The following is a 22,147-nucleotide window of genomic DNA, read 5'->3' as shown; positions in this document are numbered from 1 at the left end:
TTGCACGGTGCGGGGGTTGGTCGGGTGGTGCGTGGTTGGTGGCTCGGTGCGGGGCTGTAGGCGTGCACGGGGCGGTCGAGCGGGCACGGGGTCGCGGCCCTCGCACGGTGCGAAGCCCCGACCGCCGCGCCCCGACCGCCGAGCCCGACCGCCGCGCCCGCCCGCGGGCCGCGGCAGCGTCAGCGCCGGCGGATGACCGCCTCGAGCAGGGTCGCGACCAGCTCGCCCGGGTTGACCCCCGGCAGCGCCGGCGCGTCGAACACCAGGCCGACGTTCGCCGCGATGAGCACGTTCGCGAGCTCCTCCGGCGTCATGCCCACGTCGACCTCGGGGTGGCCACCGAGCCACAGCCGCACCAGTTCGAGCACGCCGTCCTGCAGCACCCGGCGCTGCCGGATGAACTCGGGCAGGAACTCCGGGTGCCGGACGGCGTACCCGCGGAACGTCGACAGGAGCGCGAACTGTTCGCTCTGGTCGTTCTGACCGAACGCGACGCGCAGGACGTTCCCGACGTCGACGGAGTCGATGTCGGCGTGCACGAGTTGCCGCAGGGAGCCGAGCACCACGTTGGTGGACCGCTGCATGACCTGCCCGAGCAGGTCTTCCTTCGACGAGAAGTTCGAGTAGACCGCACCCTTGCTGAACCCGGCGCGCGCAGCGACCTCGTCGAGCCGGGCGCCGTGGACCCCCTGTTCGGCGAAGACGGCCGCACCGGCGGCGAGCAGGCGTTCTCGGACCTCGGCGCGCGGGATGCGCTGGGCGGGGGAAGCGTCGTCGCTCATCGGTTGGTGCTCCGACCTGTGCTGGTGGTCGTCGGGGAGAGCATCGTGGAGGAGACCTGCCGCGCCGCGCGTCTGATCCCGCGCGGCATCAGCGAAGCCCCCATCCCCACGTCTGCTCGGAACCGCCGCGTTCGGGTCGCGTCGGTGCTGTGCGGACAGCGTTCACCGGGATCGCACCGGCAGAACCACCAGGACGATACCCGGCGGTACTGATCGTACCGTCGCGGAGCCGCGGATGACAGCCCCTCAGTCCTCGTGCTCTTCCCGGACGCTGCCGGCACCGGTCCGACGCCCCGGTCGACGGAGCAGTCGGAGCGCGTCCGGTCGCAGGCTCCGACCGCGCCGGAGCAGCGAACCCAGGGTCGACTTCGGCTGCCAGTCACGACCGTTCGGCAGTCCCCAGCCGCGGCGGACCGCGCCCCAGCGGAGCCCGAGCGACAGAGTGATCGCGAGCAGGATGCCGATCGAGGGCGACCCGAGGGCCGAAGCGATCACCATCGTGGCCGACGCGGCGACGGCCACGGTGGCGTACAGCGCGTTCCCGCCGAACACCGCCGGCACCCGTCGCAGCAGCAGGTCGCGCATGGCCCCGCCACCGACCGCCGTGATGGTCCCCATGATGATCGCGGCGGGCCAGTCGAGGCCGGCGTCGTAGGTCCGCTGCACGCCGACCACCGCCCAGAACCCGATCACGGCGGCGTCGAGCACGGTGAACAGGCGGTCCCAGGTGATCTCGGAGAACGACACGAGGAACGCGATGAGCGCCCCGGCGACGGCGACCGGCACGTACAACGGGTCGACCAGTGCGACGGGCGGCCCGTTCTGCAGCAGGGTGTCGCGGAGCATCCCGCCACCGAGTCCGGAGACGAACCCGACGACCAGGAACCCGAACAGGTCGAAGTCCATCGCGCGGGCGATGGAGCCGCCGAGCAGGGCGGACGCGAAGACCCCGGCGAGGTCGAGCACGTTCGTGACCGACGCCAGGCCGTCGACGGACAGCAGGTTCATGAGAACCATCAAACATCACGCCGCACGACTGGCGGGCCGATCCGCGGTTAGGTTAGCCTCACCTTCGTCATGCTCGCCACTCTCGTCATCGGTCTCCGTGAAGGCCTCGAAGCCACCCTCATCGTCGGCATCATCGCCGCGTTCCTGCGTCGCAACCGCGTCCCGCTCGCCCCGATGTGGTCGGGCGTCGGGCTCGCGGTGCTGCTCAGCATCGCCGTCGGCTTCGGGCTGCAGGCCGTCGAGCAGGCGCTGCCGCAGGCGCAGCAGGAGGGCATGGAGGCGGTCATCGGCATCGTCGCCGTCGTCTTCGTCACGGGCATGATCGTCTGGATGCGCACGCACGCGCGCACCCTGACCGCCGACCTCGAAGCGAGTGCGACCGCCGCGCTCGGCCGCGGCACCGCCTGGGCGCTCGCCGGCATGGCGTTCCTCGCCGTCCTGAAGGAGGGCTTCGAGACCTCGGTGTTCCTCCTCGCCACGTTCCAGGCGTCGTCGGACACCGGCCTCGCCGCGCTCGGCGCCGTGATCGGCATCGCCGCCGCGGTCGTCGTCGGCTTCGGTGTCTACACCGGTGGCGTCCGCCTCAACCTGTCGCGGTTCTTCACCGGCACCGGGGTCTTCCTGGTCTTCGTCGCCGGCGGCCTGGTGCTGACCGTCCTCCGCCGCGCGCACGAGGCCGGCTGGATCGTCATCGGCCAGCAGCGCACCGTCGACCTGTCGTGGCTCGCCCCGAACGGTTCGGTGCAGGGCGCCCTGGTCACCGGCGTGCTCGGCATCCCGCCGGACCCACGGGTCATCGAGGTGCTCGGCTGGGTCCTCTACGTCGTCCCGGTACTGGCCCTGACCCTGTGGCCGCGCGCCTGGCGTCCGTCGCCGGACGGCGTGCCCCGGGTGCGCGCCGTCGTGGCCGGCACCCTCGCCGTGGCGGCAGCGGCGCTCGCGATCGCCGTGCCGACCGGCGGCGTCGACCTGCCCCGCACCACCGCGGTCAGCGGCGACGCCAGCTCCGTCTCCGCCAGCGTCGACGGTGCGTCCGGCGTCCTCCGTGTGGCCGGCACCGGAACCGGCCAGGAGGCCCGACTCGCCCTGCCGACGTCGGCCCACCGCCGCGTCACCCGCGCGGGCGTGGCCGCCGACCGGTGGCGCGTCGTGCAGGACGGAACCGGTGCGCAGGGGAGTGGTGCCGACCGTCCGTCGAGGCTGACCCTCGACGACCTCGTCACACTGTTCGGCCGACTGCCCGTCGGGGTCTCCCCGTCGACGAACCCCGGCCCGTTCGCGGCCCGCTGGGCCGTCCGCGACACCGTGACCCTGTGGACGGTCCGGGGTGGGGTCCTGGACGCCACCCGCGACGAACGCGACGTGCTGACGCTGAGCGGTGGGGGCCTCCCATCCGCACGCACCACGACCCTGGACCGCACCGTCTGGTCCGTCCCCGACGCCCGCGTCGAGCGGTCGGCCGCCTCGGTGGCCGCGGCCGACGCCCGGTCAGCCGACCTGCTGCTCTGGAAGGCCTGGCTGCCGATCGCCCTCGGCATCGCGGCCGCCGCACAGGCGCTGCTGGCCCTGCGTGACCGCCGCCGTCGGCGGCTCCCCACGACCCGCACCCCCGAACCCGTCCCCGCTCGTGGCCCTCCGGCCGCGGACCCTGCAAGGAGCACCGACCATGTCCTTCGGTAAGCCCGTCCGACCCCTGATCACCCTGGGCGCCCTCGGCGTCGTCACCGCCCTCGCACTCTCCGGATGCTCCGGCGGGTCCGCCGAGACCGGCGGCTCCGGCAGCGACGCGAAGGTCTCCCGCGTCACCGTCACGCTCACCAACGACGGGCAGGACGCCTGCGCGGTGTCCGCGACGAAGGTCCCCGCGGGCCCCGTCACGTTCACGGTGAAGAACGAGTCGTCGACCGCGATCACCGAGGTCGAGCTGCTGCAGGACCAGCGGATCCTCGGCGAGAAGGAGAACCTAGCACCCGGCCTCGACGCCGTCCGGTTCACCGCCACGCTGACCGGCGGGAAGTACCAGGTGTACTGCCCCGGTGCCGAGACCGAGCTGACGGACTTCACCGTCACCGGCAAGGCCGCGTCCACCGCGAACAGCAGCGCCTCGACGCTGCTCCGTGACGGGACGAAGGGCTACGCGACCTACGTCGACGGCCAGGTGACCGACATGGTCGCCGCGGTCGAGCAGCTGCAGAAGCACGTCGACGCCGGCGACCTCGACGCGGCGAAGACCGACTACGCGAACGCCCGTCCGTTCTACGAGCACGTCGAGAGCGACGTCGACGGCTTCGTCAAGAAGGGCTTCAAGGCCACCGACAACGCGGGCAACCTCGACTACCTGATCGACATGCGCGCTTCGAACCTCGACCCGGCCGTCGGCTGGAGCGGATTCCACGCCGTCGAGAAGGACCTGTTCCAGGCGGGGAAGATCACCGCGTCGACGAAGCAGACCGCCGCGGACCTGACCGAGGACGTCCAGCTGCTCGCGAAGCTCGTGCCGACGCTCGACTACAAGCCGGAGGACCTGGCCAACGGCGCCGCCGGGCTGCTCGAAGAGGTGCAGTCGAACAAGATCACCGGCGAGGAAGAGGCGTACAGCCACATCGACCTGGTCGACCTCGCCGCCAACGTCGAGGGTGCCCGCCAGGCCTTCGCGTACCTCAAGCCGGGCCTGACCAAGCTCGACCCGACCTTGACGAAGCAGATCGCGAAGCAGTTCGACGCCACGAACACGCTGATGGACGGCTACCGCGACGCCGACGACCTGGGCGGCTTCGCCAGCTGGGACGCCGCCACCAAGAAGTCCGACGCGAACACGATCTCGCAGCAGATCCAGGCGCTGCAGGACCCGCTGTCCCGCCTGGCCGAGAAGGTCGCGACCGCGTGACCGAGCCGGACGAGGGACCCCGGGCGGACGAGGCACCCCGGGCGAACGTCTCGCGCCGCGGACTGTTCGGCGCCGGCCTGGCCGTGGCCGGTGCCGGGGTCGGCGCAGCCGCGGGCATCGGCGGCGCCACCGCGGCGACCGGGGTGAACCCGTTCACGGCGGCGACGAACGGCGACGAGTCGATCGACCTGTCCACGAGCCACCCGTTCTACGCCACCGCGGCACGGCAGCCACAGGGCGGGATCCGCACGACGCCGCAGCGGCACTGCGTCTACATGACGTTCGACCTGTCGACGACCGTGACGACCGAGCTGCAGGTGCTCCTGGCCCGCTGGTCGGCCGCGATCGCCCAGCTGCAGGCCGGCAAGACCGTCGGCAGCGTCGAACCCGCCCACGGCAACGGGGTCGGTGCCGACACGGGCGAGGCGCTCGACCTCGGTCCGGCGTCCCTGACCGTCACGGTGGGGCTCGGCCCGGGCGTCTTCGACGAGCGCTTCGGGCTGGCCGACCGGCGTCCGGCGTCGCTCGCCGACATCCCGACGCTGCCGAGCGACAACCTGCAGCGGGGCCTGACCGGCGGCGACCTGTCGCTGCAGGCCTGCGCGGACGACCCCCAGGTGGCGTACCACGCGGTGCGCGACCTGGCGCGGATGGCCCGCGGCACCGCGACCGTCCGCTGGACCGTGCTCGGCTTCGGTCGGGCATCGGCCGGGCCGGACCAGAGCACGCCCCGCAACCTGATGGGGTTCAAGGACGGCACCCGGAACATCACGACCGACGCCGACCACGACCGGTTCGTCTGGCTCGACCGCGACGCCGGGTGGATGGCCGGGGGCAGCTACCAGGTGGTGCGGAAGATCCGGATGAACATCGAGACCTGGGACGCCGACGTCGTCAGCGACCAGCAGCGGGTGTTCGGGCGGACGAAGATCCAGGGGGCACCGCTCTCCGGCGGACAGGAACACACCACCCCGGACTTCCACGCGAAGGACGACGACGGTGCGACGAAGATCGACGCGACGTCGCACATCGCCCTCGCCGCACACGAGGCGAACGGCGGCGTGAAGATCCTGCGCCGGCCGTACAACTACACCGACGGGCTCAACGAGTACGGCCAGCTCGACGCCGGGCTGCTGTTCATCGCCTACGTGAACGACCCGGACCACTTCACGCGGTTGCAGCGGAAGCTCGGCGCCTCGGACCGGCTGAACGAGTACGTCTCGCACATCGGCTCCGCGGTGTTCGCCGTGCCGCCGGCACCGCGCAAGGGGTCGTACATCGCCGAGCAGCTGTTCCGCTGAGCTGAGTCGCCGACACGACCCACCGACGCAGAAGGGGTGGGCGCCCTCCGCCGTTTCCCTGGAGGCGGAGGACGCCCGCGTCGCGGAGTCTTGTCGAACGGAACCACCGCCGACTTGCTGAAAGCGACCCGGCACGACGCGTCGCGGTGCGACAACCCCGAGAGTACCGCGTGGATCCGCGGATCCGCAGTGTTCGACCGGGATGGGACAGCAACCGTGGCGGCCGGCTCGCGCGACGCGTGCGCCGGACGCGCCCCGGGCCTCCTGACCGACGCGAACGGGCCGCCTCACCATGGTGAGACGGCCCGTTGCGGTGTGCGCTCGGGAGGCGCGGGGTCAGTCCGTCAGGACCATCGCAGCACGTCGTGCACGGTTGCGGCGGAGGACCACGAGTGCTGTGGTCCCGGCGAGCAGGAGCAGGCCGGCCGCGATCGCCGGAGCGGTCAGGTCCGCACCCGTGTAGGCGAGGTCGCCACCGGCGCGCGGGTCGTCGTCGGTCCCGCCGACGCCGCCGATGCCGGCGTCGTCACCGGTTCCCGCACCGGGGCCGGGGGTGACCCCGCCACCGGTGCCCGGGGTCGGGTCGGCCGGGTCCGTCGGGTTCGTGGGGTCGGTCGGGTCCGTCGGATCGGTGGGGTCGACCGCCGCGGCGACCGGGATCGTCACGGCGAGGGTGACGGTCTGATCACCCGGCAGGGAGACCACGAGCGGTGCGTCGGTCGTGGCGACCGGCTCCGCCACGGCGGCGAGCGAAACGGACCCGGCGGTGCGGGCGGCAGCGCGTGCAGCCGGCGCCTCGATGTCGGGGACCGTGACGGTCAGGGTCGCGCGACCCTGCTCGTCGTTCGTGTCGATGATCGTCGGGTCGATGGCGGCCGACGCGAGCTCCTTGCCGTCCGCGCTGACCGAGACGGTGCCGGCCTTCGCGGGGTCCTCGCTGCTGAACACGAGCGACGACAGGTCGAGCTCGATCTCGTCGCCGGGCTGGAACCCGTCGGACGGGGTCGGCGTGACCGTGACCCCGACGGCGCGCTGGTCGGTCGGGGGCGTGACCGTCGGGTTGGCGAGGAAGTAGTCCACCTGGGCCTGCAGGTCGACCTGGCCCGAGTCGGCGATGTTCGTGCCGGTCGCGAAGGCGCCGAAGTTGTCACCACCGGTCGACAGGAACGAGTTGACGGTCACCTTGAGGGTGTCGGTCAGCGCGATCGGCTCGCCGTCGAGGGTCATCCCGGTGATGCGGTCGCCACGGCCCTTCGACGGGTCGTAGGTGTACGCGAAGCCGTCCGAGACGCCGAGCTTCAGGAACGGACGCGGCAGACCGTCCGGCTGCCACTGCTGCTCGAGGGCGTTCTTGATCTGCTGGCCCGTCATGTCCTCGGTGACCAGGGTGTTCGCGAACGGCTGGACGAGCGCGGCTTCCTTGTAGGTGACGGTGCCGTCCGGGTCGCCGGCGCCGCTCGACGCGGCGATCATGTCGGTGCGGAGTCCGCCGGGGTTCATGAAGGCGACCTGTGAGCCGTTGCGCTCGGTGGCGCTGCGCTGGACCTCGGCGATGTAGTTGCCCAGGACGGATTCGCCACCGCGGTTCTCGGTCGTGCGGTCGGACTGCACGGCGCGACGCAGGTCACCCGTGATCGTGCCGAGCTTCTTGCTGCCCTCGACGTCGGCGACGGCCTTCGCGGCGGTCACGATGTCGGCCACCGCGTTCACCGAGGTGGGGTCGGTCGGCACACGGGTCTCGCCGTTGACCGACTTGACCTCGCTCGTGATGCCGGTGAGCTGCTTGTCGGCGTCCACCGTGAGCTGCAGGTGCCCGAAGGCCACGCCGTAGGACCCGGCCTGGATCACCGGACGCTTCGTGCCGTCGGGGCCCGCGATCGAGTGGTTGTACGTCGCGTGGGTGTGCGCTGAGACGATGGCGGAGACCTTCGACGAGACACCCGAGGTGATCTCGCCGAACACACCAGAGCCGGTGGCGTCGGCGAGGACGTTCGTCGGTGCGCCCTCGTGGACGAGCAGGACGAGCACGTCGGCCTCGTCGTTGTCGTCCTTGCCGTCGGTGAGCTGCTCGGCGTACTTGTTGACCTGGCTGACGATCGGGGCCATCGCGAGGCCCTCGACACCGCCGGGGCTGACGAGCCCGGGGATGAGGTCCTCGGTGGTGGCGCCGATGAAGCCGATCTTCACGCCGCCCTTCTCCACGATGGAGTACGGCGTGAACGCGGGGTCCGTGGTGCCGGCCTTGACGATGTTCGCCGAGACGTAGGGCCACTCGGCGCGGTCCTCGATGCGGCCGGTCAGGTCGCTCTGGCCCTTGTCGAGCTCGTGGTTGCCGATCGCGCTGACGTCGAGGTCCATGGCGTTCAGGGCGTCGATCGTCGGGGTGTCCTGCTGGATGAGCGACGTGAAGGTCGAGGCCCCGACGTTGTCGCCGACGCTGGCGAAGATCGTGTTCGGGTTGGCCTCGCGGTACGACTGCACGACGCCGGCGAGCTTCGCGGCGCCCGCGGCCTTGTCGGCGGCGGTGCCCTCGGACTCGATGCGACCGTGGAAGTCGTTGACGTCGATGATGTCGATCGTCGTGTCGCCCTCGGCGGCGACGGCTGCGGACGGGACGGACAGTGCGACCAGGACCCCGGCGGTGGCGAGGGCCGCGCCGGCGCCGAGGCGCCGTCGGGTCGTCGCACCGGCGGATCCGGTGGTGTGGGAAGTGTTCATCGCCGTCGAACCTACGAAGACGCACAGGCGACTCGCCAGACCCCGTCGCATCTCGTCACACGACGTTCACATCCACGATGTCGAGCTTCAGCGGATCTCCCGCCAGGTCGTCTCGGCCGCGCTGCCGATCACGGCCTCGATGATGTCGGCGGAGCGGGCGCCGTCCGCGAAGGTCGGCAGTCCGTCTGGTGCCACCCCGGTGCGGGCCGCGGTGTAGGTGTCGGCGACGAAGGCCGCGAACGCGTCGAGGTACCCCTGCGGGTGTCCGGCCGGCACGATCGCCAGCCGGCGCTGGTCCGGGTACCCCTGCGAGGGGTCGCGCACGACGATCTGCGCGCCGCGCTCGTTGCCGAACCACGCGGACTCGGGCTGCTCCTGGTCGAACGCCGCGCTGCCGCGGGTGCCGTCGACCTCGAACCACAGGCGGTTCTTGCGGCCCGACGCGACCTGCGAGATCACGACGTTGCCGATGCGGCCCGTGGCGGTGCGGAAGGTCGCCACGGCGGTGTCCTCGGTGGTGACCTCGGCACGCTCCGCCGCGTCCGCCACCGGGTCCGGGTCGGGGGAGCCGGAGAACGACGGACCGGACGCCGCAGGCCGGGTGGGGTAGACGATGTCGGTCGCCGCGGACACCGAGGCGAAGCGCTCACCCGTGACGAACTCGACCAGGTCGCACCAGTGCGAGCCGATGTCGGCGAACGCACGGGACAGCCCGCTCGAGGTCGGGTCGACCCGCCAGCTCGAGGCGTCCTCGTCGAGCATCCAGTCCTGCAGGTAGTGGCCGTGCACCGCGAGCAGCCGGCCGAGCTCCCCGTCGGCGATGCGCGCCCGGATCTCGCGGACCATCGGGTGGTAGCGGTACACGAACGGCACCGTGGCCACGACACCGGCGTCGGCAGCGGCGGCGACGAGCTCGGCGGCCTGGGCGGGGTCGATCGCCAGGGGCTTCTCGCACACGACGTTGATGCCGGCCGCGATCACCGCGAGCGCCTGCGGGTGGTGCTGGTCGTTCGGGGTGCAGATGTGCACGACGTCGGGGGCGTCGGCGATGACCTCGTCGAGCGAGGCATAGCCACGGGGCAGGTCGAGCTGCGAAGCCACCTGCTCGGAGCGGGTGGCGTTCCGGCCGAGGACACCGAGGACCTCGGCACCGGAGGCCCGGGCCGCCCGGGCGTGGACGCCGGCGATCATGCCCGTCCCGACCACGGCGACACGGAGGCGTCGCCCTTCGTACCCATTGCTCATGGTGCTCCCTCGCGCCGGAATGACACCACCGTAGCGGCCCGGTCATCCACCGGGGCCGATGAGTACCGTCTGCAGCATGTCGAGCCTCCAGACCAGCCTGCTCATCCTCGGAGCCAGCGGCGACCTGTCCAAGCGCCTGCTCCTGCCCGGCCTCGCGACCCTGCTCCAGGTGAAGGACGACTGGGACGTCCAGCTCGTCGGGGCCGGTGTCGAGGACCTGTCCGACGCCGACTGGAAGGCGCAGGTGCGCGAGTCCTTCGAGAACGCGCAGGCGTCGAAGAACGAGGAGGACGAGGGCGCTTCCGGCGACACGGCGCTGCCGGAGCGACTGCAGGCCGTGGTCGACGCCTCCACCTACCGGAAGGCCGACGTCACCGACCCGGACGACCTGCGGGCACTGCTCGAAGTGTGCGACCACGACCCGGCGATCTACTTCGCGCTGCCGCCGGCCGTCACCGAGAAGAGCTGTGAGCAGCTCGCCCACCTCGACCTGCCCGCCCGCACCCGGCTGGCGCTCGAGAAGCCGTTCGGCACCGACGCCGACAGCGCCTCGAAGCTCAACGACCTGCTGCACTCGTTCATCCCCGAGGAACGGATCCACCGGGTCGACCACTTCCTCGGACGCTCCACCGTGCTCAACCTGCTCGGGCTGCGCTTCGCCAACCGCATCATCGAGCCCCTGCTGTCGTCGCAGCACGTCGAGCGCGTCGACATCGTCTACGACGAGACCCTCGGGCTCGAGGGTCGTGCGCGCTACTACGACAAGGCCGGCGCGCTCACCGACATGATCCAGAGCCACCTGCTGCAGGTGATGGCCGTCGTCGCGATGGAGGCCCCCGCCTCGATCAAGGCCGACGACCTGCGCACCCAGAAGGAGCTCGTGCTGCGGGCCGTCCGGCCCTGGGGTGGCGACGTCGTCACCGCGGGCAAGCGCGCCCGGTACACCGCCGGCACCGTCGGCGACCGCCAGCTGCCGTCGTACGTCGACGAGGACGGCGTGGACCCGTCGCTCGGCACCGAGACCCTCGCCCAGCTCACCCTGGAGATCGCGAACTGGCGCTGGGCCGGCGTCCCGTTCACCCTGCGCTCCGGCAAGGCGCTCGCAGCACAGCGCCGCGAGATCGTCATCACGTTCAAGGACTCCCCGCACGTGCCCGAGGGACTCACCGGCACCGAACTGCCCGACCGGCTGCGCATCTGGATCGCCCCGGACGAGATGCAGCTCGAGCTCAACGTCAACGGCGCCGGCGACCCGTACACGATCGACCACACGAGCCTCGAAGTGACCTTCAACCCCGGGCGCCTGAGTGCCTACGGCGAGGTGCTGGCCGGCGTGCTCGAGGGTGACGCGACGCTGTCGGTCCGCGGCGACAGCGCCGTGCAGGGCTGGAAGGTCGTCGGGCCGTTCCTCGACGCGTGGAAGGCCGGCAAGGCGCCCCTCGACGAGTACGCAGCGGGATCGGTCGGCCCCGACGGCTGGGACAACATCGAGGCCTGAGCCGGACGGGCGGCGTAGCGTCGGGCGACGTGAACACCACCGACGACGTCCTGCAGACCGTTCCCGAACCCGCCGGCGCCGACATCCGTGTCGATGACGTCTCCTACGACCACGAGGGCACCGAACTGCTCGGTGTGCTCGCGAAGGACGCCGCGATCGCGGGCCGTCGTCCGGCCGTCCTCGTCGTGCACGACTGGCACGGCGTGAACGAGCACGTCGAAGCCCGGGTGACCATGCTCGCCCGACTGGGCTACGTCGCGTTCGGCGCGGACGTCTACGGTGCGGGCGTCCGCCCCGGGGACGACACCGCGGCCCAGGTCGCCGGCGGTTTCTACCAGGACCTGCCGCTGCTGCGGGCCCGCGCCACCGCCGGACTCGAGCGACTGCTCGCCGACCCGGACGTCGACCCCGCCCGCGTCGTCGTCATGGGGTACTGCTTCGGCGGCTCGACCGCACTCGAACTCGCACGGACCGGGGCCGACCTGGTCGGTGCCGTGTCGTTCCACGGCGGGCTCATCGCGCACGACCCCTCGGACGCCGCCGACATCCGGGCGAAGCTGCTCGTCCTCACCGGGGGCGCCGACCCCGTGGTGCCGGACGAGGCCGTGCACGCGTGGCAGGACGAGATGCGCGCTGCGCCGGACGTCGACTGGCAGGTCGTGACGTACTCGGGCGCGATGCACGCGTTCGCGGTGCCCGGCACCGACGCCCCGGACCACGGTGCGCAGTACCAGGAGCGCGCCGACCGCCGGTCGTGGCAGGCGCTGCGGGTGTTCCTGGCCGAGGTGTTCGACGAGGAGCCCGCGGCACGGTGACCGCGCGGCCGTCGGGGGCTGCTCGCGACACGCCGGGCACGGGGGCCGGAGCGCCTCGATTGGCGCCCGGGCCGCACCTGTTGTAGAGTCTTCCACGGCCGCAAGGCCACGCGCTCGTAGCTCAATGGATAGAGCATCTGACTACGGATCAGAAGGTTGGGGGTTCGAGTCCCTTCGAGCGCACAGGAAGTACGGTCCGGGTGTATCCCGGGAAGTATCCCAGCACCAGAAGTACCGAAGAGACAAGCCCCCAGGTGATCACCTGGGGGCTTTCTCGTGCGCCGGGGGAGCGCTCGCCGTGAAGCCCACCGCTTCATTCCGCGGAAGTGAAGCTCAGCGCTTGTCAGCGGCGGCGGGCACACTGCTGCGCATGCCGCAGTACCAGTGGTCCCCGCCCGAGCATCCGGACCCGCCGGAGGATCAGCCGCAGGGCATCGACGGCGTGGAGTGGTCCGAGTCGGTCGACCATTCGTTGGTGTGGGTCGACGTCGTCTTCTCACGGAGCGGTCGGCAGCGAGTGCCCGGGTTCGTCGAGGCGGATGCCGGCGACCGGGTGTTCGTGCAGCTCGTCTTCATGGGCTTTGTCCACAAGGTGTGGGTCCCTCGCGATCGGGTCACTCGGCGAGCGCTGAAGCCGCGTTCGTCCCGCGGATGAGGGTGTACCGGTCCGTCCTCTGCGGACCTACGATCAGCCTGTGAAGATCCTCGCCGCAGTAGCTGTCGCGCTCGCCGCTTTGACCGTGTCGGCGTGCTCGAGTGGTGCGCCGGCGGATCCGTCGCCGACGCCGACGCCGACTGTGGCAGTGGCGTCGGAGAAGCAGGTGGCGTCGGTTGTCGCGGAGTACGCGGCAGACTGGCAGGAGGTCATCGACACGGCGTCGGAGTGCCGGCTCGTGTACGTGATGGGTGGGGACGCTGCGACGGAGTACACGTGCAAGACGCGTGAGGAGACGATCGGGGTCACGGCGGGCCTGGCGTTGCGGGACCTGCGAGAGTTGAACGTGCCGAGCTCGATGGAGTCCCTGGTGGCGGACACGGATGACGTGCTGACCTCGATCAGTGGGACGGACCTGACGTCGCTGTGTGGTGACGACGGGTGGAAGGACGCGCCGGACTGCTCGTCGGCGCTGGCTGACCGGTACGCGGCGTACACGCGGCTCGACTCGCAGCTCGCCGCCTGGTCGCCGTACCTCTGACCCGACAACGACGAAAATGCCCCGTCCCTCGAGATGAGAGACGGGGCGTTGAGGTTCTGAGGGTCGCTTAGTATCGCCTGCATGCAGGCACACGAAGCGAAGGCGCTACTCGAACTGATCGTTGAGTACGCGAACGAGAAGGACGCGCTCGAGCTCCGAGATGCGTACCAGCCCGACGGACGCGACGAGAGCGGGCTGGATGCGATCGCCCGCCGGTTTGCGGGGGCATCCAGCGCAGCGCAGGGGGCGCAAGAGGCCCCCTGACTTCTAGCCAGGGGGCCTCTTGGTGTTGGTCAGGCCATGCGCGCGAGTGCGTCCTCGAGGATGAGGTCCGCGACGCCGGCCTGCCCGTATGCGTTGAAGTGCACGCCGTCGAAGTACATGCCGAGGCCGCCGGACCCGACTGTGACCCCGGCTTCCAGCGCATTCCGGAGATCGGTCACGAACGAGTTCGGTGTCACGGCAGCAGCGGCGTAGATGGCGTCCACGTACGCCTGGTACGGGTAGGTGCGGGCTGCTCCTGTGATCGACGGCTCGGGGAACACGATGAACTGGACGGTCGGCTTGATCGTGCACCGGGCCAGCATCCACGCAGCAGCGTTGGCCAGCTGCGTCTGGAAGAGCGCCGGGTCGACGTTCGCGAAATACTCGTTGAACCCGAACTCGATGGTGAGCATGCGGGGCTGGATCGTCCCCATCGACTGCCAGATGAGGGAGCTGGAGTCCGACCCGTAGTCGGCGATCTTGGCTGAGCCCTTGCCGGCGTTCCAGATGCGGATGCCCTTACCGCGGTCGCCGTTGTACGGCATGATGCCGTCGATCGCGACGTTGCCTGCCGTGCCGCCCGTGATCCGCACCGTGTGCGTTCCGGCGGTGAGGCCGGTGACCGAGAACTTGGTGGCAGTCGTCTTCGCGTTCGGCAGCGTCCAAGCCTGTCCTGCGCCGCCGTCGACGGACACGGTGGCCGAGGTGCCAGCCACCTGGAGTGTCCCACCGAGGATGTCGACCCCGTCGCCGGTGAAGGTGAACTGGATCCATTCGGATGCCGTGGTGAGGGCGAGCGAGCGGGACGCGAGGCCAGACCCAACGGCGATGAGGTTGCTCGAGTAGGTGACGCCTTCGGGCGTGACTCGTCCGTTCGCGGAGGTGCCGCCCGCGAAGAAGGTCTGGTAGAAGGCCGGCACGTACCCGATGCCGCCTGCAACTGGCGCAAGAAGCGGGAACCGTCCCCGGAGGGTGTTGAGGAGTCGATCGGTCCACCGGACCTGCCGGCCGAGCGCGAGCTCGAGTGCGCCGTTGGCCGGACCGCCCTCGGTCATCGAGGTGCCCCAGAAGACCCAATCGAACGGTGCCACGTCACGTCGGCTGAGACCGGAAGTCAGGGCTCGCTTGACGGTCTGCAGGGTCGATCGAGTTGCGTTCTTCACGAACCGCCCGTTGAGTGCTGCACCTTCCACCGTGGTGGGGTCGCTGAGGTTCGCGGCCGTGCGTGCCCGGATCGCATCCGGGAGCTGCTTCGTCGTCGGGTCAGCAGCGACGAAGGGGGCGACCTTGTCAGCGAGAGCGTCACCCTCCGGGGTCGACGGATCGGCGAGGTTCGCGGCGGTCCGCTGCCGCACCTGGTCGGGGAGCTGCTTGCTGTCGGAGTCGGCGGAGACGAGTAGCGGGGTGCCCATGATGGCCTCTCAGATCACTGCCGCCCGATGGGCGGAGTCGGGGTCGGGGTGTGACGGCGGGTGTACAGCACGGCGAAGAACACGCCGGCCCAGACGAGAGCGACGAACGTGTACACCGCGAAGGCGAGCAGCCCGAAGCCGTCACCGGAAGTGGAGGGGCCGCCGTTCGCGATCGTCGAAGCGATGCGGCGAACGAGCACGAGGGCGAACACCGGGACCGAGCCGAGGAACAGGGCGAAGAACACCGCCCCCAGCAGCGACCGGTACCAGGGTGACCCGATGCCGTACAGCACCGCCGTCAGCAGTGCGAATGCGCCAGCGAACGTCGCCGGCACGGTGGCCCAGGTGTTGAACCACGAGTCCATCAGTCTTCCCCTCGGATGATCGCGCGCATCTTCTGCGCGAAGTGGTTCTGCTCACGGCTCTGCCGCAGCTGCGCGAGTGGCCCGTTGCGGACGCTGTCGAGGAGCGCCTCGACGCGATACGACGCGGACCGCGCCTCGTCGCGAGCGCGGCGGGCTTCGTCGCGTCCGGCTGTCTGCTCGTTCATGACGGTCCTCCAGCGGCTTGCTCGATGGAGCCGAGGAGGTGGTTGGAGAGCTTCGCGTACTCGTCAGCGAACTCGCGGACACCGTCTTCGGCTTTCTCCGCGCGGGCGCGCTGCTCGTTGTGCGCCTCGCGCCAGTAGCTCTTCGACTCGCGCAGCTCCTCGTACCGGGCGTCCTTCTCTGCGATGCGCGCTTCGTAGAACTTCTCGAGGTCGGCGACGCGTGCCCGGTGATCGCCGATGGTGATGATCTTGCGGGTGGCGAAGAGACCGACGATGAGGGCGAGGCCGCTGCCGGAGATGATGTCCGACACGGAGAGGGTGCCGCTGAGCCACCCCCACCAGTCGGGGGCCGACGCGGTGGAGGTGGCCGTCGCGAACCAGCTGAGCAGGTGCACGCCGACCGCCCCCATTCCGTTCTGCATGCTCAGCTGTTCGCTGCGTGCTTCGGCTGGCCGTCGTCACCGATGCCGTCACCCGGGACGAGCGCGTCACCGGAACCCGGCTCGTCGGCGGATGCCGGGGGCTCGTCCTTGCCGACCGTGGTGTGAGCGCCGTTCTTCACGCCGTACGTCGCGATCGCCGTGAGGACCGCCATGCCGAGTCCGACCCACGGCTGGACCTCGTCCGGCAGGGTGAACGCGCCGGCGGTGAGGATCGAGCCGACGAGCGCGACGATTGCCTTCGCGTACTGCTGCAGCTTCTGCATGGTCAGGCCCCCTTCGCGATCTTCATGGCGGCGTTGTACGAACCGCGGAACAGCGGCACCCGGTCGGACGCCTTGAGCTTGATGCCCCACACCCAGTCGAGCGCGTTGAGGAACGCGTCCCGCTCGGTCTGGTTCGTGAACGTCTTAGCGATGCCCGAGCCGGGCTCGCCGACGATGCCCTGCCGGGCACCCTTCGACTTCGACTCGTCGATCCACTTGATGGCCATGGCCGTCTCCTTCGTGATGTCGGGGATGATCTGCTCCAGCACGACGCTGGGGTCGGGGGCGAGCACCTGCGCGCGCTCGGGGTAGATGTTGAAGTGCCACTTCTCGAACGACGAGAAGCGCTTACCGGTCTGCACGAGGCCGTACTTCTTGCCGATCCGCCCGTCCGGGTGGTCGGCGTCGAGCAGTGCGACCGCGGCGTCGGAGATGACCGTGCCGCCGGCACCGCCGAGGTCAGCGGCGTTGCCGTAGTTGAACGGGTCGTGGGTCGACGTGTACGTGCCGGGCTTCGGCGGGTCGACACAGAACGCTGCGAGCGGGGCCCAAGGGCCGCGGCCGTTGATGAACGCGATGTACGCGGCGCGCAGCGCGAGCTGGTCCGGGCGTTGCCGATCGCCCTCGTTGACCGTGACGACGATGCCGAAGTCGCGCTCGAGCTCGGCGAGCGCTGCGATGAGGTTCCACCCGGCCTGCACGTTCGACATGGACTGGGGCTTCCCGAACGTGCGGCCGGGCAGCTCGGATGTTCCGACGATGACCGGCATGCGGCCTCCTTGTACGACGAAGGCCGCTCCGAAGAGCGGCCGAGGATGATGGGTCAGGCAGGGGTGGGGATTGCGACCCAGCGCACCGTGAGACTCGGCGCATTACCCGACGTCCAGTTCCCAACCGAGAACGTGACCGAGTCCTTCGAGATAGCGTTGATGCCGACGGTGACGCGTGAGTTCGACCCCGTCGGGATCACGGTCGGCGCTGTGGCGAACCGGCCCGATGGGAAGTCCACGGTGATGGTGTCGGACGTCTGCGCCTCCAACGGTCCCGTGTACGACACCGATCCGCTGAGGGGCACGACCGAGTAGCCGTTCGGCGACCGGAAGTCGTACGCTCGCACGACCGGACGTGATTCCCCTGCAGCCTCCGTCGCCGGCATGATGACGTCCACCGGTGCTGCGCCGGACACAGCAGGGCGGAACCTCACCCGCCGAGACGTCAGCGTGATGTTGTTCAGGTTCGAGCCATCCATCACGCAGTATGCCGACACCGCGTCCGGGTTGTACGCGTACAGCTGCCGGAACCCTCCCGCCGGTGCGCCGACGCCATGGGAGGCGGTCACGTTCAGCTGCAGCGGACCGGGGGTGCCATCACTGGACGCGCTCTCCACGGGGAAGACGCCGCCGAAGTAGCAGGACGCCGACCCGTTGTTCGTGGTGCCTGAGATCTGCAGCTGCCCGAACGAAGCGTCCGCGGCGAACCCCTGGATCGATGTCGGGGAACCGCCAGTCGGGCCGTACACGTCGATGCGGGTCTTCAGGATCTCGAGCCGCTGCCCGGTCGATGCGGTCTTCAGCAGCAGGCCCGTCACGGAGACACCGTTGAGGCTGTTCACGTCGAGCATGTCCGCGGTGATCTTCTTCGCCGCGACGACGTTCGCGAAGAGGTACTCGATGACCGCCTGCTGCATCGTCGCGCCCTGCGTAACGAACAGGTTCCCGACGTTCACCGTCTGGATGTCCGCCGTCGCCGCCGCAATCTTCATCGCCACGACCTGCGCGAGCGCAGCCTGGCCGGCCGTCAACTTGCCGACGTCGAGGTTTGCGATGACGGACGACTCGATCGCTCGAGGCGTCCACACGGGAGCGTCCTCGGGGCCGGTCTGCTGCCACTGGCCGACGATGTTCTCGGCCTCGTTGATCATGAACCAGGTCGACCCCGTCGGCGCTGTGCCATCCGGGCCCTCGTCGGAGAAGAGGATCAGGGTGCCGCCCGCGCCGACCACAATCTGGTCGACCCGATCCGACAGCCCCTCGAGCTGCAGTCCGAATGCGTCGCTGACGTCCTGGTCGGCGTCAGTGAGGCTCGCCGCTGCGATGCCGAGATCAGCGGCAGCGTCCTCGAGGCGCGCAACGAGGTCGTCCATCACGGCCACGATGTTCGACTGCAGGTCCGAGACGCCCTCGCCGGCGTCAGCGACGTCGGTCTGAACGTCGGGCAGAGCATCGTTCGTGACGACCGATTCCGTGACCACGTCAGCGACCGGCACAGCGGCCTCACCGCCGACCGTCGTGTTCGCGAGCTGAGCAGACGAGCCGAGCTGAGCGACCTTCTCCTGGATGTCGAAGAGGAGGTCGCCGATCTGCTTGGCACGGTTCATTCCTCGACTCCTGATCCGTAGGTGAACGAGTCGGACCGCTTGAGGTCGAGCTCCGTGGTGCCGTTCGGTTGCTCCGTGATGCCGACGATGCGGTGCCACAGCTCGAAAGGTCCGTAGTGCGGCACGTTGCCGCGCACGTTGATGTCGTCACCGAGCGAGTAGGAACCGCGCGGACTGTTCGGGTGGTTCGACACGACGATCGAGTCGACGACGAGGGTTTCCTGCCGGGCGTTGAGCTCCGCCTGCAACCGGGTGACCATGTCCTGCTTCGACTTCACGTCCTTCGACTGCAGCGTGGCGACGCGACGGATGCGGCCGTTGCGCTTCGAGATGAGGCGGCGGATGGATCCCGCACCCTCTCCCGCACCGATCCCGAAGACCGTGTTGGCGAAGTCGCCACCCTCAGCTGCGGGCTGCAGCTGCACGGTGATGTTCACACCCTGCACGAACGTCGGGTCGGAGTCGCCGGAGAGTCGCCGGCCGGTCCGCGGGTACGCGATCCGGATGCGAGTCTTCGGCAGGTCCCCGGACCAGTAGTGCTCCTCGACCCAGTCGAACGGGGCGTCCTTCGCGAGGTCGTCGATGAGTCGCCCGCAGTCCGGCCCGTCCCACCACTCGAGCGCGTACGCACCGCCGTCCTCGGACTCCTTCTGCTGCGCCTCGCTCTTCAGCTCAGACGCCTTGTCCTTCCGCTCCTTCATCGTCGCGACGATCGCCGCCTGCGCGTCGACGTCGGCCTGCTGCGCCTTGATGCGCGCACTCGTGGCGTCGATGTTGCCGTCGCGGCTGTTGAGCGCAGCCTGCAAGTCATCGACATTCCCCTGCGCTGCAGTGACAGCGTTCTGCGCCGCCGCGATCCTCGCCGGGTCCTTCGTCTTCTTCGCCGCCGTCAGCGAGGTCTTCGCCGCTGTCAGCGCCTTCTTCGTAGCAGTCAGTTCCCGGGACGCAGCGGCACGATTGGTGCGCTGCGCCGCCGCCGTCTTCCGAGTGGCAGCGACGATCTTCCGAAGCCCCTGCAGGGTCTTGTTCTCCGCCTTGTAATCGGCGACCTTCTCCTCGTAGTACGCGACGGCTTCGATGCGCCGCTGCGTGGAGAACGAGCCGACGCGGACCGGTGTGCTACCGACGACGGCGATGCCAAGGTCGGAGTCGGGGAACGACTGCACGTAGGCAACGAGCTTGCGGACGATCGACGCGGGGTCGACCTCAGCTCCGTAGTACGGGTCACCCTCGTAGGGGATGCCGTAGATGGAGGTCCCCATCGAGAAGACGGTCATCTTCCACTCGGCACCGGCGTACTCAACCTCGGTGACGATGCCACGGAACGGGATCTGCCCGTCGTCATCGATGGTGATGAGAGTGGCCCACTCCTGGAACAGCGGCAGGCCATCCGGGCCCACCGTGTTCGCCTGCGCCGCACCGACGCTGAGCGTCATGTTGCCGGCAGCAGACAGCTGCCGCTTCCTCGGCCCGCCACTGATCCCACGGAAGTCGTACGACATCACCTCGCCGGTGAGCGCCCGCTGGATGACGAACCGCTCCATCAGGACCGCCTATCTGTAGCGTCGCGCGCCACGGTTGAGGTAAACTGTTGTCATGAACGAAACAGATGAACAGACGAAGCCGGAAGACCGCTTGTACGCCTACGTGGTCACTTACAACGGAGTTGGCGAGCCTGTGTCAGCGCGATACATCGGGCGCGTTGAGGCCCCCGAACCGCACGACATCTACGCCCTTGACCTGATTGCACGCGGGATGGAGGCCCAGCGATGACGGCCCTCACTCCGCAGCAGATGCGGGAGATGGCGCGATACAACGTCGTCGGGGCGATGGACTACCGACAGCATGTGAAAGACATGCGTGCTGCTCTGTGTACCGCCGCCGACCAACTCGACGCGCTAACAATTGAGCGCGACTCGTTGCTTGTCCGCTTTGCGATAGCATCTCGAAGTTAGGCCGAGCTGTGAACGACGACGACCTGCGTACCTGGATCGTGGACTTCCGGACGATTCTGTTCGCGCACCAGCGCAACGATGGTCGTAGCTGCATGTGCGGTTTCGACACCACATTTCATGCTCATTCCGATCATCAGGCCGACATGCTGCAAGAGCGGCTTGCCAAGATCGAGGAAGCCGCCGATGGCTAGCGTCACTCCCCGCCGCAACCGTGACGGCTCCGTGTCCACCGCTACAGTTGCGCGGGTGGGTAACCCGAAGCGTGTCCTCAGCCCGGAGGATGAGGCCGCGATCACGCGTGCGATGGACACCGAGCGGGCGGCACGTGATGGCGTACGTGATGCTGTTCTCACCGCCGCCCAACACGGTGCGTCCGTCCGCGTCCTCGCCGAGTTCACCGGCAAATCCACCAGCACCATCAGCGGATGGAAAAGGGAAGCGCGGCAACACTAGACGCGAACCAGATCAGGACAGCCGTTCCACGAACTGCACGTCCGCGAGGTAGTACGTCGAGTCGACGGTGAACAGGTAGCCACTGCCACCCGAGCGCAGCCCTGAGATGCGGAGCGTCTGCGTGGTGCCCTTCACGGTAGCCGGCAGCTTCAGCTCGCCGGCGACGACGACCTGCTGGCGTGCCTGCCCGTTCTGCGCCGCGTAGTTGTAGTCGTACTGCCCGAACGCGGTCGAAGCGCCCAGGATGAGCCGCAGGGACCCCGCAGCCTGCGCCGCGGTCTGCCCGCCCATGAACTCGAGCCGGGCGATCATGTGCGTCGCCCAGTTCGGCACCTCGACGTCGTACGCGTTGGCGGTCGGCCAAGCAGTGAACGTCGACGAGGTGAGGTTGTTGCCCGCGGCCGCGGACCCGAGCAGCACCTGCCGTGCGGACCGCGGGTTCGCCAGCGACCGCAGGTCGGTGATCATCGCGTTCGTGATCGTGTTGTTCGACTTCGGCTGATCGATGCGCGCGAGCTCGATCGCGGAGAGACCCTTGTACTGGTCGAGCTCCTGCAGCGACCGAGTGCCGGCGGGCACGTCGGGGATGATGTCGAACCTGTTGTACGGACCCTTCGCGGGGTCCGCGGGAGCCTGCGCATTGCTGTCGAGGTACGGGTTGTCGACCCGGCAGATGACGAGGCTCGAGCGGGTGGCCGAGGAACCGGTGCTGGTCGTCTTCACCGAGTCCGGATCCGCGGTCGGGTTCCGGACCGTGTACGACTGCTGCGGCGAGATCCGGTTGAGGATCGCCGCACCGCCTGCTGCGATCTGAACGCCGCCACCCGGCACGTTCAGCTGACTGACCTTCAGGTCGCCAGGTGAAGCGACACCCTGCCGGCCACCGGTAGCGAGATAGACAAGCTGCCGGGCGACGTCGCCGCCGTGCTCGGCGTCGCCGCCGATGAACCAAGGGACACCATCGAGCGCCATGCGGGCAC

General features: G+C 69.5%; 24 protein-coding genes and 1 tRNA gene. 12 read left to right on the top strand and 13 right to left on the bottom strand.

The features are described 5' to 3' along the window. Positions 1-179: 179 nt before the first annotated feature. Both MXD64_RS14085 and MXD64_RS14080 read right to left on the bottom strand, forming a co-directional pair. Entirely contained in the window at positions 180-782 is a 603-nt protein-coding gene (locus MXD64_RS14085; protein WP_017888341.1) for a TetR/AcrR family transcriptional regulator, read from the bottom strand. 246 nt (positions 783-1,028) lie between these two features. Next, a complete protein-coding gene (locus tag MXD64_RS14080) occupies positions 1,029-1,790 on the bottom strand; it encodes a trimeric intracellular cation channel family protein (RefSeq protein WP_056070282.1) in 762 nt (253 codons plus the stop codon). Between the two features lie 69 nt (positions 1,791-1,859). Between MXD64_RS14080 and efeU the strand changes: the two genes are divergently transcribed. Genes efeU through MXD64_RS14065 form a run of 3 tightly spaced genes read left to right on the top strand, consistent with a single transcriptional unit; the run spans position 1,860 to position 5,978 of the window. Beyond that, complete coding sequence (gene efeU, locus MXD64_RS14075; RefSeq protein WP_263136650.1) at positions 1,860-3,470, top strand: iron uptake transporter permease EfeU; 1,611 nt, start codon at positions 1,860-1,862, stop codon at positions 3,468-3,470. Next, the gene (gene efeO / locus MXD64_RS14070; protein ID WP_263136649.1) at positions 3,457-4,677 is read left to right on the top strand and encodes an iron uptake system protein EfeO; all 1,221 of its coding nucleotides are present in this window, start codon (positions 3,457-3,459) and stop codon (positions 4,675-4,677) included. The genes efeU and efeO overlap by 14 nt, the downstream gene beginning before the upstream one ends. After that, entirely contained in the window at positions 4,674-5,978 is a 1,305-nt protein-coding gene (locus MXD64_RS14065; RefSeq protein ID WP_263136648.1) for a Dyp-type peroxidase, read from the top strand. The genes efeO and MXD64_RS14065 overlap by 4 nt, the downstream gene beginning before the upstream one ends. A gap of 336 nt (positions 5,979-6,314) precedes the next feature. On the opposite strand, the gene MXD64_RS14060 is transcribed toward MXD64_RS14065, so the two are convergent. After that, positions 6,315-8,696, bottom strand: coding sequence for a bifunctional metallophosphatase/5'-nucleotidase (locus tag MXD64_RS14060; RefSeq protein WP_140448852.1), 2,382 nt, complete (start codon positions 8,694-8,696; stop codon positions 6,315-6,317). A gap of 87 nt (positions 8,697-8,783) precedes the next feature. Then, the gene (locus MXD64_RS14055; RefSeq protein WP_042540607.1) at positions 8,784-9,941 is read right to left on the bottom strand and encodes a Gfo/Idh/MocA family protein; all 1,158 of its coding nucleotides are present in this window, start codon (positions 9,939-9,941) and stop codon (positions 8,784-8,786) included. A gap of 76 nt (positions 9,942-10,017) precedes the next feature. Between MXD64_RS14055 and MXD64_RS14050 the strand changes: the two genes are divergently transcribed. The 6 genes from MXD64_RS14050 (at position 10,018) to MXD64_RS14025 (ending at position 13,714) form a co-directional block, all read left to right on the top strand. Next, positions 10,018-11,439 carry a glucose-6-phosphate dehydrogenase gene (locus MXD64_RS14050; protein ID WP_017888348.1) on the top strand — a complete coding sequence of 474 codons (1,422 nt, stop codon included), beginning with the start codon at positions 10,018-10,020 and terminating at the stop codon, positions 11,437-11,439. Positions 11,440-11,468: 29 nt separating this feature from the next. Further along, positions 11,469-12,254, top strand: coding sequence for a dienelactone hydrolase family protein (locus MXD64_RS14045; protein WP_042540609.1), 786 nt, complete (start codon positions 11,469-11,471; stop codon positions 12,252-12,254). A gap of 110 nt (positions 12,255-12,364) precedes the next feature. Beyond that, positions 12,365-12,437: transfer RNA gene (locus tag MXD64_RS14040), tRNA-Arg, on the top strand. Positions 12,438-12,552: 115 nt separating this feature from the next. Next, entirely contained in the window at positions 12,553-12,909 is a 357-nt protein-coding gene (locus tag MXD64_RS14035; protein WP_263136647.1) for a hypothetical protein, read from the top strand. Between the two features lie 40 nt (positions 12,910-12,949). Continuing rightward, positions 12,950-13,450 (top strand): hypothetical protein, encoded by a 501-nt coding sequence (locus MXD64_RS14030; RefSeq protein ID WP_263136646.1) that lies wholly within the window; start codon positions 12,950-12,952, stop codon positions 13,448-13,450. An 81-nt stretch (positions 13,451-13,531) separates the two neighbouring features. After that, positions 13,532-13,714: a hypothetical protein gene (locus tag MXD64_RS14025; protein WP_263136645.1), complete on the top strand. Its 183-nt coding sequence runs from the start codon at positions 13,532-13,534 to the stop codon at positions 13,712-13,714. A gap of 29 nt (positions 13,715-13,743) precedes the next feature. Here MXD64_RS14025 and MXD64_RS14020 read toward each other — a convergent pair whose 3' ends face one another. The 8 genes from MXD64_RS14020 to MXD64_RS13985 form a co-directional block, all read right to left on the bottom strand. Further along, positions 13,744-15,126: an SGNH/GDSL hydrolase family protein gene (locus MXD64_RS14020; protein WP_263136644.1), complete on the bottom strand. Its 1,383-nt coding sequence runs from the start codon at positions 15,124-15,126 to the stop codon at positions 13,744-13,746. A gap of 14 nt (positions 15,127-15,140) precedes the next feature. Beyond that, complete coding sequence (locus tag MXD64_RS14015; protein WP_263136643.1) at positions 15,141-15,491, bottom strand: putative phage holin; 351 nt, start codon at positions 15,489-15,491, stop codon at positions 15,141-15,143. Next, positions 15,491-15,676, bottom strand: a complete 186-nt coding sequence (locus MXD64_RS14010) for a hypothetical protein (RefSeq protein WP_259572675.1) — start codon at positions 15,674-15,676, stop codon at positions 15,491-15,493. The genes MXD64_RS14015 and MXD64_RS14010 overlap by 1 nt, the downstream gene beginning before the upstream one ends. Beyond that, entirely contained in the window at positions 15,673-16,098 is a 426-nt protein-coding gene (locus MXD64_RS14005; protein WP_263136642.1) for a hypothetical protein, read from the bottom strand. Before MXD64_RS14005 ends, MXD64_RS14010 begins: the two co-directional genes overlap by 4 nt. A gap of 2 nt (positions 16,099-16,100) precedes the next feature. Further along, positions 16,101-16,382 carry a hypothetical protein gene (locus tag MXD64_RS14000; protein WP_263136641.1) on the bottom strand — a complete coding sequence of 94 codons (282 nt, stop codon included), beginning with the start codon at positions 16,380-16,382 and terminating at the stop codon, positions 16,101-16,103. Positions 16,383-16,384: 2 nt separating this feature from the next. Continuing rightward, entirely contained in the window at positions 16,385-17,092 is a 708-nt protein-coding gene (locus tag MXD64_RS13995; protein ID WP_263136640.1) for a hypothetical protein, read from the bottom strand. A 113-nt stretch (positions 17,093-17,205) separates the two neighbouring features. Further along, entirely contained in the window at positions 17,206-18,759 is a 1,554-nt protein-coding gene (locus MXD64_RS13990) for an H-type lectin domain-containing protein (RefSeq protein WP_263136639.1), read from the bottom strand. After that, a complete protein-coding gene (locus MXD64_RS13985) occupies positions 18,756-20,303 on the bottom strand; it encodes a PspA/IM30 family protein (protein ID WP_263136638.1) in 1,548 nt (515 codons plus the stop codon). The genes MXD64_RS13990 and MXD64_RS13985 overlap by 4 nt, the downstream gene beginning before the upstream one ends. A gap of 52 nt (positions 20,304-20,355) precedes the next feature. Between MXD64_RS13985 and MXD64_RS13980 the strand changes: the two genes are divergently transcribed. From MXD64_RS13980 to MXD64_RS13970, 3 genes are all read left to right on the top strand, one after another. Further along, on the top strand, positions 20,356-20,532 hold the full coding sequence (locus tag MXD64_RS13980) for a hypothetical protein (protein ID WP_263136637.1): 177 nt from the start codon (positions 20,356-20,358) through the stop codon (positions 20,530-20,532). Between the two features lie 190 nt (positions 20,533-20,722). Next, entirely contained in the window at positions 20,723-20,905 is a 183-nt protein-coding gene (locus MXD64_RS13975; protein WP_263136636.1) for a hypothetical protein, read from the top strand. Positions 20,906-20,960: 55 nt separating this feature from the next. Further along, positions 20,961-21,167, top strand: coding sequence for a hypothetical protein (locus tag MXD64_RS13970; protein ID WP_263136635.1), 207 nt, complete (start codon positions 20,961-20,963; stop codon positions 21,165-21,167). Between the two features lie 12 nt (positions 21,168-21,179). Here the strand turns inward: MXD64_RS13970 and MXD64_RS13965 are convergent, their stop codons facing one another. Then, positions 21,180-22,139, bottom strand: a complete 960-nt coding sequence (locus MXD64_RS13965; protein WP_263136634.1) for a hypothetical protein — start codon at positions 22,137-22,139, stop codon at positions 21,180-21,182. Positions 22,140-22,147 lie beyond the last annotated feature (8 nt).

It is taken from the genome of Curtobacterium sp. Arg-1 (genome assembly GCF_025643395.1).
GTDB lineage: Bacteria > Actinomycetota > Actinomycetes > Actinomycetales > Microbacteriaceae > Curtobacterium > Curtobacterium poinsettiae.
Note: the sequence above shows the minus strand (reverse complement) of the source record. Positions and strands in the feature narration are given on the sequence as shown.

Bases quoted from the DNA above. Each gene is read 5' to 3' on its own strand.
- MXD64_RS14085 (WP_017888341.1), bottom strand. From the start codon at position 782: ATGAGCGACGACGCTTCCCCCGCCCAGCGCATCCCGCGCGCCGAGGTC.
- MXD64_RS14080 (WP_056070282.1), bottom strand. From the start codon at position 1,790: ATGAACCTGCTGTCCGTCGACGGCCTGGCGTCGGTCACGAACGTGCTC.
- efeU (WP_263136650.1), top strand. From the start codon at position 1,860: ATGCTCGCCACTCTCGTCATCGGTCTCCGTGAAGGCCTCGAAGCCACC.
- efeO (WP_263136649.1), top strand. From the start codon at position 3,457: ATGTCCTTCGGTAAGCCCGTCCGACCCCTGATCACCCTGGGCGCCCTC.
- MXD64_RS14060 (WP_140448852.1), bottom strand. From the start codon at position 8,696: ATGAACACTTCCCACACCACCGGATCCGCCGGTGCGACGACCCGACGG.
- MXD64_RS14055 (WP_042540607.1), bottom strand. From the start codon at position 9,941: ATGAGCAATGGGTACGAAGGGCGACGCCTCCGTGTCGCCGTGGTCGGG.
- MXD64_RS14050 (WP_017888348.1), top strand. From the start codon at position 10,018: ATGTCGAGCCTCCAGACCAGCCTGCTCATCCTCGGAGCCAGCGGCGAC.
- MXD64_RS14025 (WP_263136645.1), top strand. From the start codon at position 13,532: ATGCAGGCACACGAAGCGAAGGCGCTACTCGAACTGATCGTTGAGTAC.
- MXD64_RS14020 (WP_263136644.1), bottom strand. From the start codon at position 15,126: ATGGGCACCCCGCTACTCGTCTCCGCCGACTCCGACAGCAAGCAGCTC.
- MXD64_RS14015 (WP_263136643.1), bottom strand. From the start codon at position 15,491: ATGGACTCGTGGTTCAACACCTGGGCCACCGTGCCGGCGACGTTCGCT.
- MXD64_RS14010 (WP_259572675.1), bottom strand. From the start codon at position 15,676: ATGAACGAGCAGACAGCCGGACGCGACGAAGCCCGCCGCGCTCGCGAC.
- MXD64_RS14005 (WP_263136642.1), bottom strand. From the start codon at position 16,098: ATGCAGAACGGAATGGGGGCGGTCGGCGTGCACCTGCTCAGCTGGTTC.
- MXD64_RS14000 (WP_263136641.1), bottom strand. From the start codon at position 16,382: ATGCAGAAGCTGCAGCAGTACGCGAAGGCAATCGTCGCGCTCGTCGGC.
- MXD64_RS13995 (WP_263136640.1), bottom strand. From the start codon at position 17,092: ATGTCGAACGTGCAGGCCGGGTGGAACCTCATCGCAGCGCTCGCCGAG.
- MXD64_RS13990 (WP_263136639.1), bottom strand. From the start codon at position 18,759: ATGAACCGTGCCAAGCAGATCGGCGACCTCCTCTTCGACATCCAGGAG.
- MXD64_RS13985 (WP_263136638.1), bottom strand. From the start codon at position 20,303: ATGGAGCGGTTCGTCATCCAGCGGGCGCTCACCGGCGAGGTGATGTCG.
- MXD64_RS13980 (WP_263136637.1), top strand. From the start codon at position 20,356: ATGAACGAAACAGATGAACAGACGAAGCCGGAAGACCGCTTGTACGCC.
- MXD64_RS13965 (WP_263136634.1), bottom strand. From the start codon at position 22,139: ATGGCGCTCGATGGTGTCCCTTGGTTCATCGGCGGCGACGCCGAGCAC.